Consider the following 13,018-nt stretch of genomic DNA (forward strand, 5'->3'; position numbering starts at 1 on the left):
TTAACACGCTGACCGATTCTCTCTACGACTGGATGCCGCGACCATGGACGACATGGACCACATGGACGACATGGAGCTCCTGGACGACGACGATCTCGACCTCGTCGCCGCGCTCCAGCACGCCCCGCGTGCCCCGTTGAGCCTGCTCGCGGAGGCGCTGGGCATGTCGGCGAGCACCGTGGGGCGGCGGCTGGCGCGGCTGGAGTCGGATCGGCTGCTGCGGGTGATCGGCCAGCTCGACTGGTCGGTGTCCGGCGAGGGCCACCCCTGGCATGTGTGGGTGACGGCGGAACCGGGCCAGGCCCCCGAGGTCGCCCGCCGTCTCGCCGAGCTGCCCGGCACCACCCTGGTCGCCGTCACCGCGGGCCAGGCCGATGTCTACTGCTCGGTCCTGCCCGAACACCGGTCCGCCGCACGGGATCTGCTCACCCGCGGCATCCCCGGCACCCCCGGCGTGCGTGCGGCGCGCTCCGAGCTCGTCCTGTCCGCCACCACCAAGTCCGACGCCTGGCGCCTCCCCCGCCTGACGAAGGACCGGATCGACACCCTCACCGCCCACGCGGCCCAGGACACCCCCACGTCCGCCCCGCCCGCCCCCGGCACCCTCACCGCCGACGAACTGCGCACCCTGCGCCTCCTCGCCACCGACGGCCGTACGACCGCGGCCCAGGTCTCCCGGCGCCTGGACCTCGGCGGGTCCACGGCCTACCGGCTGACCCAGTCCCTTCTGCGGCGCGGCCTGGTCCGCCCGAGGGTGGAGATCGAACCGTCGCTGCTCGGCTACGCGTTGGAGGCGGTGGTGGCCCTGACGGTCTCCCCCGGCGCGATCACCAAGGTGGCGTCCGCCCTCGCCGAGCACCCCTCAGCCCGCTACGTCTCCACCACCGCGGGCCACTCCTGCGTCGTCCACCAGGGCGTCTTCCGTGACGAGCACGGCCTGGCCGACTTCCTCACCCACGACCTCGCCGAACTGCCCGGCGTGATGTCCTTCGACGTCTCGATCGTCCTGGAGGCGCTGCGCCGCCACTGGCTGGACCGGGAGTCGGGACGGCTGGCCGCCACACGCGCGGTCGGCCCGTGACTGGCCTCAGGAGCGGCTCTGCGCCTCCGCCTGGGCGATCGCTTCCGCCTCGCTCTCGGCCAGCGCCATGGTGACGCCGAACGCCTCGGCGATATGGCCCGCCGCCGACATGACGCGCGCGGTCCCCACGACGGGCGCGATCGCGACGAGCAGGTCCTGCAGCTGCTCGACGGTGAAATCGGCCTTCATCGCGGGATTGACGTGGGCCAGGTAGGAGATCGCGGGTGCGTCCATCGCCACGAGCGCGGCGATACGGGAGAGGATGAGCGTCCGCTCGTCCATGTTGCAGCGCTCGATGGAGTCGATCGTCATCGCGGCGATCGTGTCGAGTACGGGAGTCTCGGATGCAGTGGCCATGACGAGGACCGCCCTCCGGTGCCGTAGGAAGTGCCACCGCACCCCGCTCAACGACGGAATCGCCCCTGGGGGTCCGGCGGTTGCCCATCAAGCGTAGGCGTCGCGGGCCGGTGGCGCGCGTCGAGCGCACCGGACCTCAGCGCTCCGCCAGCAGCTCCAGCGCGGCCTCGGCGACCTCCTCGGGAGCCGGGCCCACGTCGAGCGCGGCCCCTCGTTCATCCGGTTCGAGAGGTTCGAGCGCGGCGAGCTGGGAGTCGATCAGCGCCTTCGGCATGAAGTGGCCGGTGCGGTTGCCGATCCGCTCCTCCAGCACGTCATGGCCGGCCGTCAGATGCAGGAAGAAGATGCCGGGGCAGGCCGCGCGCAGAGTGTCCCGGTAGCGCCGCTTCAGGGCGGAGCAGGCGACGACACAGCCGGTGCCCGCCGCGTCGCCCGCGTGCAGCCTGCGGCCGATGGACTCCAGCCAGGGCTGACGGTCCGCGTCGTCGAGCGGGACACCGGCCGACATCTTGGCGATGTTGGCCGGCGGGTGCAGATCGTCGGCCTCCGCGAAGGGGATGTCCAGCCGCTCCGCGAGCAGCCGGGCCGTCGTCGTCTTGCCGGTGCCGGAGACTCCTATGACCACGATGCACAGAGGGGTGCGCTCGTTCATCGCCGCGGTGGCCCCTGCGAGCCGGCCGGGTACTCCTCCAGCGGCACGAGATCCTTCTCCCACGCCGACAGTACGGGCTCCAGGACCCGCCATGCCTCCTCGGCCTCGTCGCCGCGGATGGACAGGGCGGGATCCCCGGTCAGGACGTCCAGCAGGAGCCGGCCGTAGGCGGGCAGGCCCGTTGGGTCCATCCGCGCGGTCAGGGAGAGCGGGGCGAGTTCATGGGCGTGCGCGCCGATGGCCGTCAGATCGAGGGTCAGCCCCTCCGGTTCGAGGCCGAAGCGCAGCACATTGGGCTGGGCCTCCCCGCTGTGGCCGAACGGCAGATGCGGCACCGGACGGAACCGCACCGCCACCTCCTTGCGGTCCGCCTCCAGCGCCTTGCCGCTGCGCAGCCGGAACCTGGTGCCGGACCAGCGCCAGCTGTCCAGTTCCAGCTCCACCTCGGCGAAGGTCTCGGTGCGCCGCTCCGGGCTCACGCCGTCCTCGTCGACGTAGGCGGGAATGTCGTGGTCACCGACCCTGCCGGGCAGATAGCGCGCGCGACGGGTGCGGCGTACGACGTCCTGCTCGGTCAGGGGCCGCACGGAGCGCAGGACGTCGACCTTGCGGTCGCGCAGGTCCCGTTCGCCGAGGGTGATCGGGGGTTCCATGGCCACCAGGCAGAGCAGTTGGAGGAGATGGTTCTGGACCATGTCCTTGAGCGCGCCGACATGGTCGTAGTAGCCGGCCCTGCCCTCCAGGGCGAGGGTCTCGTCCCAGACGATCTCGATCTCGGCGATGTGGGTGCTGTTCCAGATGGGCTCCAGGGCACGGTTGGCCAGACGGCTGCCGAGGACGTTCTGGACGGTCGTCATGGCCAGGAAGTGGTCGACGCGGAACACCGCCTGCTCCGGGACGAGGTCGGCGAGCAGCCGGTTCAGCTCCTGCGCGCCGGCCAGGTCCTCGCCGAACGGCTTCTCCAGCACGATCCGGCTGCCCGCCGGCAGACCCGCCTCGTGCAGCGCGGTGACCACGCGGGGGAAGAGTCCCGGCGGCAGCGCGAGATAGACGGCGACCGGTCCGTCGCCCGCGATGGCCTCGGCGACATCGGCGGAACTGGTGACATCGGCCCGTACATAGCGGGCCCGGGCCGCGATCGCCTCCCTCGCGTCGGCCGGATACGGTCCGCCGTGCAGGTCGAGCCGGGCGCCGATCCACTCCCGGAACCGCTCGCTGCTCCACTCCTCCCTGCTCGCGCCGGTCAGCTGGAACCGGTCGTCGAGCTGCCCCGCCGCCCGCAGGGCCGCCAGGGCCGGCAGCAGATAGCGTGCGGAGAGGTCTCCTGTCGCGCCGAGGACGACGAGCCGGTCGATCATGCCCGTTTACCTGCCTTGCCTGCCTTGCCTGCCTTGGCTCGGGCGAGGTTCACTCCGCTCGCGATGATCCCGATGTGGCTGAACGCCTGCGGGAAGTTGCCCATGAACTCTCCTGTGGACGGATTGATCTGTTCCGACAGCAGCCCCAGCGGGCTCGCCCGGGCGCACAGCGAGGCGTACAGCTCCTCGGCCTCCTCGGTCCGGCCCTGGCCGATCAGGTTGTCGACCAGCCAGAAACTGCACAACAGGAAGGCGCCCTCATCGCCGGCGAGTCCGTCGGGTGACTCCTTGTGCAGATAGCGGTAGAGCAGCCCGTCGCCCGCCGACAGACGCTCGGCGACGGCCGTGGCGGTCGCCACCATACGAGGGTGATCGGCCGGCACGACCTGGCGCAACGGGAGTGCGAGCAGGCTGGCGTCCAGGACACCACCGCCGTCGAGGTGGGCGCTGAGGGTCTGCGCCCGCTCGTCCCAGGACTGCTCCAGGATGCGGCGGCGCAGATCGTCGGCCGAGGCACGCCATTGCGCGATCCGCCCGGGCAGTGCGAGCCGCTCCCCCATCCGCGCGGCCCGGTCCAGCGCCACCTGGCACAGCCCGGCCGAGTATGTGAACACCCGGCCCTCACTGCGCACCTCCCAGATGCCCTGGTCCGGCTGCCGCCAGGCCTGCTCCGCGGAGTCGGCCAGCTTGGCCAGGCTCGCCCACAGCGCGGGCTGGATCTCGCCGCCGGCGAGCAGCCACTGGTCGGCGCAGTCCAGGATCTCGCCGTAGACGTCGTGCTGACGCTGGTCGGCGGCGCCGTTGCCCCAGCGCACCGGGGCCGAGCGCTGGTAGCCCTCCAGCTCACCGTCCTCGACCTCGTCGGGCACCGGATCACCCCGCACGTCGTACATGATCCGGGGCTGCCTGCTGTACTCGAAGGCGTCGAGGACCCAGCCGAGGAACGCGTCGGCCTCGCCGCCGAAGCCGATGCGGCGCATCGCGAACATGGCGAAGGCGGCGTCGCGGATCCAGGCGTAGCGGTAGTCCCAGTTGCGGACCCCGCCGATGGGCGCGGGCAGGGAGGACGTGGGGGCCGCGACCAGCGAGCCGCTGGCCCAGTCGTCGCACAGCTTCAGCGTCAGCGCGGCCCGCCGCACGAGCCGCTCCTCGGGACCGTCGTACTCGAAGTGCCGCATCCAGCGGCGCCACGCGTCGGCGGTCCCCCACAGCATGGCGTCGGTGTCGAGGCGGTGGTGACGGTGGAAGCGGCCCCAGGACAGCACGAGGTCGAGGCGATCGCCCTGCCGCAGTTCGTGGGTGCTGTGCAGACCGGTCAGGGGCCGGTTGGACCGCAGGTGCAGACGCAGGTCGGGCCGCCGCGCGGGCCGTACCTCAAGACCGCTGAACAGGGCCCGCGTCTGCGCACCGCCCCGCGGCTCCAGATCCGCTCGCAGGCGTACGTCACCGTCCACCACGACCGCCGAACGCACCAGCTCGGCCCGGTCGGCCGGGGCGTCGTCGGTGAGGTCGGCGCCGGAGCGCAGGGCGAGCGCGTCGGTGACACGGACGGTGCCGGTGGGGCCTCGCAGCTCGGTGATCAGTACGCCGGAGTCCAGTTCATAGCGCTGGCGCGCCTCCACCAGGCCCTCCGGGGCCAGGGTGAAGTGCCCGCCTCGCGCGGGATCCAGCAGGCCGCAGAAGAGAGGATCGGCGTCGAAGCGGGGCACGCACATCCACGGGATGGAGCCGTCCAGGCCGACCAGCGCGGTGGTCGTGCCGTCCCCGATGAGACCGAGGTCCTCCAGCGGCAGACAGCCCTCCCGCCTGCGGACCGGCCGGAAGGGTGGATCGGGGTCTTGCATGCCACCTCGCTTCTGGAAACGGATGATGGGCTTTCTTCTAGAAAGAGATCATGACCTTCACGACGTCCTCGAGTTTCTGGTCCGCGACCTCGAAGGCCCGTTCCATATCGTCGAAGTGGAACTCATGGGTCGTCAGATGCGACGGGTCGACGCGGTTCGACTCCAGCAGCCGCAGAAGTCGTTCCATTCGCAGTCGTCCGCCGGGGCAGAGTCCCGTGGTGATGGTCTTGTCGGCCATACCGACGCCCCATTCGACGCGTGGAATGCGTACGAACTCGCCCTCGCCGAAATAGCCGGTGCTGGAGATGGTGCCCCCGGGCTTGGTGATCTTCACCGCGGTCTGGAAGGTCACATCCGCGCCGAGTGCCTCGATGGCGGTGTCGACTCCCCGCCCGTCGGTCAGCTCCATGACCCGTTCGACGACATCCTCCTTGGTGAAGTCGACGACCTCGTCCGCGCCGTACAGCTGCGCGAGCTTCTGCCGGCTGGGCACCGACTCGACCCCGATGACGAGCCCGGCGCCGCAGAGCCTGGCCCCCGCCGTCACCATCAGACCGACCGGCCCCTGCGCGAGCACGGCGACGGTCCCGCCCATCGGGATGTTGCCGTTCTCGGCACCCATGAATCCCGTGGAGAGCATGTCGGCGCAGTACACGGCGTCCGCGTCGGAAATACCGTCGGGAATCGCGGCGAGATTGGAATCGGCATCATTCACATGAAAGAAGTCGGCGAAAACCCCGTCCTTCGAGTTCGCGAACTTGAAGCCGCCGAGCGCGCCACCGGACTGCGAGGGATGCCCGTTCTGGGAGGCCAGATCGCCCCAGTCGGGAGTGATGGCACCGACCAGCACCCGATCGCCGGGCCGAAATTCCTTGACCTCGCCGCCCACGGCCTCCACGACACCGACCGCTTCATGCCCCAGCGTCAGATTCTCCCGCGGACCGATGCCGCCCTGGACGGTATGGGAGTCGGAGGTACAGATCAGGGCCCGAGTCGTACGCACCAGGGCGTCACCCGGACCCAGCTGCGGAACGGGCTTCTCCATGAAGCCCACCCGCCCGATTTCCTTCATCACGAACGCCTTCAACCGCCTGTCCTCCTGCCGGTGCACCGGATCACGCCACTGTCACTGCCAGCGTTCCGGGGATCGTGCGGGTTCGCGATCCGGCCGCTACAGGGGTGGTGCGTTCCAGTGAAAAAGGGCCTGCGCGGAGCAGACGGAGGCTGGTGCTCGACCACCCGGTCATCGGTCCCCACCCCGCACCACCACAACCGGACAGGCGGCGTGCTGGGCGCAGTGCTGGGCGACGGACCCCAGCAGCAGCCCCGCGAAGCCCCCGAGGCCGCGGCTGCCGACGACGAGCAGGGACGCGTCGCGGGCCGCGCGGAGCAGCACGCTGGCGGGCGTGCCGTAATGCACCTCCGTACGCACCGCGACGGAGGGCCGCGCCTCCACGACCTCCTCGACAACCCGCGCGAGGTCGTCACGGGCCCGGCCCTCCAGAGCCGACTCGTCGCTGCTCGACGGGGGCAGCCAGCCGAGCGCGCCATGGAACTGCGGCATGTCCCAAGCGGTCATCGCGACCACCTCGCCCCGGGTGAGCTCCGCCTGACGCACCGCCCAGCGAAGGGCCTGCTTCGCCGAGTCCGAGCCGTCGACGCCGACCACGATGCGCTCGGACTCCTGCTGCTGCTCAGCCACGGCCGCTCCTCGGACTGGACGCCTTCCACTGGCCCCAGCCTCACGCCGACCGCACCGGATGCCCAGCCCGACAGGTCCGGATGGGTCGCGGTGGTCAGTGGTGGTGGCCCCGCCGGCCGAGGGTCTCCTCGGGGGTCGCTCCGGGACGGGTCCACTGCGGCACGGGCCGGCTGGTCGGTCCCCAGTCGGCCTTCCCGTCCGCGTCGGCACGCCAGTACCAGCAGATCGGCGCACCATGCCCACCGACCGGCGCACCGGCCTCCGGCGCCTCGGGCCAGCCCTCGGGGTCGTCCTCCCACGCCTCACGGCGGCCGTACGGCGTCATGTCGAGCAGCCCGAGGGAGCCGTTGACGGGCTCATTGCCACGGCCTGTCGTGGAGTAGGTCAGGAACACGCGGTCGCCGTCGCGCAGGAAGCAGGCGATGTACCCCATGTCCCCGCCAACGGGCTCAGCCACATCCCGTACGGAATACCAGGGCTGCGTGTAGCCCATGAACTCGACGTAGGAGGCCACCTCGTCCCAAGGACCGGTGGTGAGGATGGCGAACGAGACGCCGCGGGCGTGCAGATAAACAGCGTCCTTCATATGCCAGGCCGTGGTCGTACACCCCTCACACTGCCCCTGATGCGGCGCACCGTCGTACCACATGTGCTTGTACACCACGAGCTCGTCCCGCCCCTGGAACAGATCGAGGAACGGCACCGGCCCATCGGCTCCGACGACCTCGACCGTCCCGTCGAACTCCACCATCGGCAGCCTCCGACGGGCCGCGGCGATGGCATCACCCTCCCGGGTGTGGGCCTTCTCCCGCACCAGGAGCTCATCACGGGCGGCCTGCCAGGTGGCCGGATCGACGACGGGCGGCCGTCCGGGCAGTGCGGCGGTCGGCTCGTCGGGGGTGATGGCCATGATGTCCTCCGGGGTGTCATCGGGGTCTGGTGCCGGGGAGCGCCTTACGACGGTCACGAGAACAGACTGTGGTCGGGACCGGAACTCATCGCGGCGGATGCCTGTCTGCCTGTTTACCTGGCCGCTCGGCATCGCTCGGCCTACGCGGAGCGGGGCTGGGTCGTCGGGATCCTCGACGTGAAGAACATCGCGAGGGCGCAGGCGAACCCGAGGATCGCGAGCGCGGCACGCAGGCCGTCCAGCCGGGCCTCGGCGTTCGCGTCCAGCGCGGCCCGGGCCACCTCGTCACTCGTTCCCGCCTCGTCGAGAGCGGTCCTGAGCTGGGCGTCCGACAGGAAGGTCACCCCGTCCTGGATTTCCACGGCCGCCTGGTTCGTGACCTCGGCCGGGATCGCCGGATTCTCTTCGAGGTTGGTCAGGAAGGAGGACGAGAGCACGGCGATCAGGATCGAGCCGGCGAGTGCCGTACCGATCGAGGAGCCGAGGTTGGTGACCGCGTTCTGGATGCCCCCGACCTCCGCGCTCTGCTCGTCCGGCACCGCCGAGACGGTGACGGACCCGAGCTGCGACGCGAGCGCGCCGGTGCCCAGCCCGATGAGCAGGAACGGCACGGTCACGATCGCCGCCCCGGCGCCCGAGTCCAGGGCGGCCATCAGTACCACCGCGCCGGCGAGCAGGGCGAGGATCCCGAGCCGCACCACCCGCCTCGGCGAGACGTCCGGGAGGAAACGGGGGATGAGGGTGGCGGCCGCCAGCAGGGTCAAGGAGAGCGGTAGGAGACGGGCACCGGTTTCGAGCGCGGACAGCCCCAGGGCGATCGACAAATACAGCGGTACGACGAAGAACACGCCCATCAGGACGAGGTACTGGAAGAAGAACATGGTCAGGCCACCGGTGAGCTGCTTGGTGTGCAGCAGGGCCGGGTCGATGAGCGGATCCGCGTGCCGTTCCACGAGGCGGGCCTCCCAGCGCAGGAAGAGCCAGATCAACAGCACACCCGCCAGCATCAGCCACATCACCGGCGAGACTCCGAGCCACGAAGGCGCGTCGGGCTTCGGCCGGAACCAACCCCATTCATCAGTGCGGAGCACGCCGTAGACGAACGTCCCGAGGCCGAGGGCACACACCGCCGAGCCGATGAGGTCGATGCGCCGGCGCTCGCGGCCCACGACGTCGGCGATGCGGCGGGCGAGCGCCAGAATGACGAGAACGACCAGCACCTCACCCGCGAACACCCAGCGCCAGGACAGATACGTCGTGGCGAGACCCCCGATGAGAGGCCCGAGCGCGATGGCCACGGCACCGGCGGCGGCGACGAGTCCGTAAGCGGAGGGACGTAGTTCAGTGGCGAAGTTGCCGGCCACCAGCGCCACGATCGCGGGCAGGATGAGCGCCGCCCCGACACCCTCCAGGAAGGACCAGCCGAACAGCAGCACCGGCAGATTCGGCGCAAGCGCCGTGGTGAGCGAACCACACCCGTAGATACAGCAACCGATCATGAACGCGCGTCTGCGGCCGATCAGTGCTCCGACCTTGCCGCCCGGGATCATGAACATCGCCATCACGAGCGTGTAAGCCGTGATGGCGCCCTGGATCCCGGTCACCGTCGTGCCCACGTCCTCGGCCACCGCCGCGATGGACACATTCATGACGGAACTGTCGAGCGCCATCAGAAACTGCCCCGCCGCGAGCGTCCACAGGACGAGCCGCGCCTTGGCCGAACCCTTCGCGGTAGCCGCACTGGGCGTCATGGACGAAGCATTGCCACCGCCCGAAGTCAGTTCGTTGACGAGCCGCAGACTTCAGCCACTTGGCGCACAGCCAGAGTCACGCCGGGAGCCACTCAATGCGCATCTGCCCCGCTATCAGAGCGCGTCGATCTGCCAGGCGATGACGCCGGTCGCAGGCGGCGAGACGTGCGCGCGGGCTCAGACAAGTCATGGCGTCGTGTCTGGGCCCACTTCCAGTCGATCTTGGAAGTGGGCAGCTTAGCTGTTCAGTAACTGGCAGTGCGGTTGAAGCTGGTGATGTTGAGTTTGATGCCCTCCGCAGACTTCAGCGTCGTGGGGGACTCGCCTTGGGCAGTCTGGCCGGGCTGCACGTCGGTCTCCAGTTCAGAACCGTTCGCCAGGGCACCGACGCTGCCCCCAACCGACCCAGCTGTTCCGCCAAGTCAACACCCTGACATCTGTCAGGGACGCGACGCCCCAGTGACGCTCTACCGTTCGAGGCGCCGGCTCGGGGGACCTCTTGGCCGCCGTAATGGCCATCGTGACGACATGACGAAGGTCCCGGCCAGGCGAGCGCTACGGCAAAGGGCCGATCTGTGGGCGCTCCCAGCCCTTCGATCAAGGAGAATTCATGCGCAGTATCCGCAGGATCTTCAGCGTGGGCACGGCCGCGCTCGTGCTCGGGGCAGGGCTTGTGGCGGGTTCTTCCGGTACGGCTCAGGCCGCGGCGTCGGACTGCACGGGAGGTGCGAATGGTTTCACCGACATCCCGGACAGTCTCAGCGGTCGCGGTGTGGCGGGGGCGGGGGCGGTGGTGCTCGAATTCCCCACCAACGTGCCGTACGCCATCGCCTCGTACGCGATGCAGACCGGCACCGTCGGCGGCAGACAGATGGGGTGGGGCGTCCTGACCACGAGCTCCAGCACCTGGGGCCCCGGTGCCGTGGGCAGGGTCTGGATGGATGTCACCAACGACGGCAAGAATTCGTGGATCCAGTGCGGCCCGTTCGATGCGAGAGGCGGCGCCAGGATCACGACCGCGGCCTACCCCACCAGCAGCTCGGCGAGTCGGGCCTTCCGTGTCTGCGCACAGGTGGTCTCTCCCTCCCCCATCACCGGCATCACCTGCACCCCCTGGTGGTAGTACCCGACTCTTGGGAACAGGACCTGTCAGCAAGCCTTCCTGGCCGACGTTTCCTTTGGTGCTGGCTCACAGGCGTCGGACAGCATTGAGCCCCCTCTCTGCACTGAGAGGGGGCTCAACATCGCCATAGGGCCTCAGCAAGGTCTGAGCACTCGGACCCACTCGACCTCTGAGTGGATGCCCGAGGGCTCTTCCTCGCTCGCCTCAGCCAGGGCCCCAGTCAACCGATCGAGCGCCTCGCCCAGCTCAGTGCGAGTGGCCGCTGGGCGTCGGCGCCGCGTTCTTGACCGCCAGAGGCAGCAACTTCTTCCCAGTCGGCCCGATCTGGATAGCCGTATCCATCTGCGGGCACACCCCACAATCGAAGCACGGCGTCCACCGGCAGTCCTCGACCTCCGTCTCGTCGAGGGCGTCCTGCCAGTCCTCCCAGAGCCAGTCCTTGTCGAGGCCGGAGTCGAGGTGGTCCCAGGGGAGGACCTCCTCGTAGGTGCGCTCGCGGGTGGTGTACCAGTCGACGTCCACGCCGAAGGGGGCCAGCGCCTTGTCGGCGCACTGCATCCAGCGGTCGTAGGAGAAGTGCTCGCGCCAGCCGTCGAAGCGGCCGCCGTCCTCGTAGACCGCGCGGATGACGGCGCCGATGCGGCGGTCGCCCCTCGACAGCAGGCCTTCCACGATGCCGGGCTTGCCATCGTGGTAGCGGAAGCCGATGGAGCGGCCGTACTTCTTGTCGCCGCGGATCTTGTCGCGGAGCTTCTCCAGGCGGGCGTCCGTCTCCTCGGCGGAGAGCTGCGGGGCCCACTGGAAGGGGGTGTGGGGCTTCGGGACGAAGCCGCCGATCGAGACCGTGCAGCGGATGTCGTTGGAACGCGACACCTCGCGGCCCTTGGCGATCACGTTCATCGCCATGTCGGCGATCTGCAGGACGTCGTCGTCGGTCTCCGTCGGCAGGCCGCACATGAAGTACAGCTTCACCTGGCGCCAGCCGTTGCCGTAGGCCGTCGCGACGGTGCGGATGAGGTCCTCCTCCGACACCATCTTGTTGATGACCTTGCGCATACGCTCGCTGCCGCCCTCGGGCGCGAAGGTCAGGCCGGAGCGGCGGCCGTTGCGCGTGAGCTCGTTCGCGAGGTCGACGTTGAAGGCGTCCACGCGGGTGGAGGGGAGGGAGAGGCCGATCTTGTCTTCCTCGTACCTGTCCGCCAGGCCCTTCGCGATGTCGCCGATCTCGGAGTGGTCCGCCGAGGACAGGGAGAGGAGGCCAACCTCCTCGAAGCCCGTCGCCTTCAGGCCCTTCTCGACCATCTCGCCGATGCCGGTGATCGAGCGCTCGCGGACCGGGCGGGTGATCATGCCGGCCTGGCAGAAGCGGCAGCCGCGGGTGCAGCCGCGGAAGATCTCGACGGACATGCGCTCATGGACCGTCTCGGCGAGCGGGACCAGGGGCTGCTTGGGGTACGGCCACTCGTCGAGGTCCATCACCGTGTGCTTGGACACACGCCACGGGACGCCCGACTTGTTGGGGACCACTCGGGCGATACGGCCGTCGGGGAGGTACTCGACGTCGTAGAACGCGGGGATGTAGACCGATCCCGTCTTCGCCAGGCGGAACAGGACCTCCTCGCGGCCGCCGGGGCAGCCCTCCGCCTTCCACGCACGGATGATCTTCGTCATGTCGAGCACGGCCTGCTCGCCGTCGCCGATGATCGCCGCGTCGATGAAGTCGGCGATCGGCTCGGGGTTGAAGGCCGCGTGGCCGCCGGCCAGGACGATCGGGTCGTCGACCGTCCGGTCCTTGGACTCCAGAGGGATCCCGGCCAGGTCCAGCGCCGTCAGCATGTTCGTGTAGCCGAGTTCGGTGGAGAAGCTCAACCCGAACACGTCGAAAGCGCGAACCGGCCGGTGGCTGTCCACCGTGAACTGCGGGACGGCGTGCTCCCGCATCAGCGCCTCCAGGTCCGGCCACACGCTGTACGTGCGCTCGGCGAGGACGCCCTCCTGTTCGTTCAGTACCTCGTAGAGGATCATGACGCCCTGGTTGGGCAGCCCGACCTCGTACGCGTCCGGGTACATCAGCGCCCAGCGGACGTCACAGGACTCCCACGGCTTGACCGTGGAGTTGAGCTCTCCGCCGACGTACTGGATCGGCTTCTGCACATGCGGGAGCAGAGCTTCGAGCTGCGGGAACACGGACTCGGCGGCCGCAGCGGCTTCGGCAGGCATCTCGCGAACCTTCGTGAGCG

11 protein-coding genes are annotated in these 13,018 nt (G+C 69.6%); 2 read left to right on the forward strand and 9 right to left on the reverse strand.

The features are described 5' to 3' along the window. Window positions 1–52: 52 nt before the first annotated feature. On the forward strand, window positions 53–1,081 hold the full coding sequence (locus IE325_RS07395; RefSeq protein ID WP_229911698.1) for an Lrp/AsnC family transcriptional regulator: 1,029 nt from the start codon (window positions 53–55) through the stop codon (window positions 1,079–1,081). 6 nt (window positions 1,082–1,087) lie between these two features. Here IE325_RS07395 and IE325_RS07400 read toward each other — a convergent pair whose 3' ends face one another. From IE325_RS07400 to IE325_RS07435, 8 genes are all read right to left on the reverse strand, one after another. Continuing rightward, a complete protein-coding gene (locus IE325_RS07400) occupies window positions 1,088–1,438 on the reverse strand; it encodes a carboxymuconolactone decarboxylase family protein (protein WP_190068905.1) in 351 nt (116 codons plus the stop codon). 136 nt (window positions 1,439–1,574) lie between these two features. Further along, on the reverse strand, window positions 1,575–2,090 hold the full coding sequence (locus IE325_RS07405; protein WP_190068906.1) for a gluconokinase: 516 nt from the start codon (window positions 2,088–2,090) through the stop codon (window positions 1,575–1,577). Beyond that, window positions 2,087–3,448 carry a glucose-6-phosphate dehydrogenase gene (locus IE325_RS07410; protein WP_190068907.1) on the reverse strand — a complete coding sequence of 454 codons (1,362 nt, stop codon included), beginning with the start codon at window positions 3,446–3,448 and terminating at the stop codon, window positions 2,087–2,089. Before IE325_RS07410 ends, IE325_RS07405 begins: the two co-directional genes overlap by 4 nt. Then, window positions 3,445–5,292: a glycoside hydrolase family 15 protein gene (locus tag IE325_RS07415; protein WP_190068908.1), complete on the reverse strand. Its 1,848-nt coding sequence runs from the start codon at window positions 5,290–5,292 to the stop codon at window positions 3,445–3,447. Before IE325_RS07415 ends, IE325_RS07410 begins: the two co-directional genes overlap by 4 nt. Window positions 5,293–5,329: 37 nt before the next feature. Further along, window positions 5,330–6,364 carry a zinc-binding dehydrogenase gene (locus IE325_RS07420; RefSeq protein WP_229911699.1) on the reverse strand — a complete coding sequence of 345 codons (1,035 nt, stop codon included), beginning with the start codon at window positions 6,362–6,364 and terminating at the stop codon, window positions 5,330–5,332. A 171-nt stretch (window positions 6,365–6,535) separates the two neighbouring features. Further along, window positions 6,536–6,994 (reverse strand): universal stress protein, encoded by a 459-nt coding sequence (locus IE325_RS07425; RefSeq protein ID WP_190068910.1) that lies wholly within the window; start codon window positions 6,992–6,994, stop codon window positions 6,536–6,538. Between the two features lie 94 nt (window positions 6,995–7,088). Further along, entirely contained in the window at window positions 7,089–7,904 is an 816-nt protein-coding gene (locus IE325_RS07430) for a DUF899 domain-containing protein (RefSeq protein WP_190068911.1), read from the reverse strand. A 140-nt stretch (window positions 7,905–8,044) separates the two neighbouring features. Then, window positions 8,045–9,655, reverse strand: a complete 1,611-nt coding sequence (locus IE325_RS07435) for an MFS transporter (RefSeq protein WP_190068912.1) — start codon at window positions 9,653–9,655, stop codon at window positions 8,045–8,047. Between the two features lie 610 nt (window positions 9,656–10,265). Between IE325_RS07435 and IE325_RS07440 the strand changes: the two genes are divergently transcribed. Further along, entirely contained in the window at window positions 10,266–10,778 is a 513-nt protein-coding gene (locus IE325_RS07440; RefSeq protein ID WP_190069250.1) for a hypothetical protein, read from the forward strand. 246 nt (window positions 10,779–11,024) lie between these two features. On the opposite strand, the gene IE325_RS07445 is transcribed toward IE325_RS07440, so the two are convergent. Beyond that, window positions 11,025–12,998 (reverse strand): TIGR03960 family B12-binding radical SAM protein, encoded by a 1,974-nt coding sequence (locus IE325_RS07445; RefSeq protein ID WP_190068913.1) that lies wholly within the window; start codon window positions 12,996–12,998, stop codon window positions 11,025–11,027. Window positions 12,999–13,018 lie beyond the last annotated feature (20 nt).

This window comes from Streptomyces lanatus, assembly GCF_014655715.1.
GTDB classification, from domain to species: Bacteria; Actinomycetota; Actinomycetes; order Streptomycetales; family Streptomycetaceae; genus Streptomyces; species Streptomyces lanatus.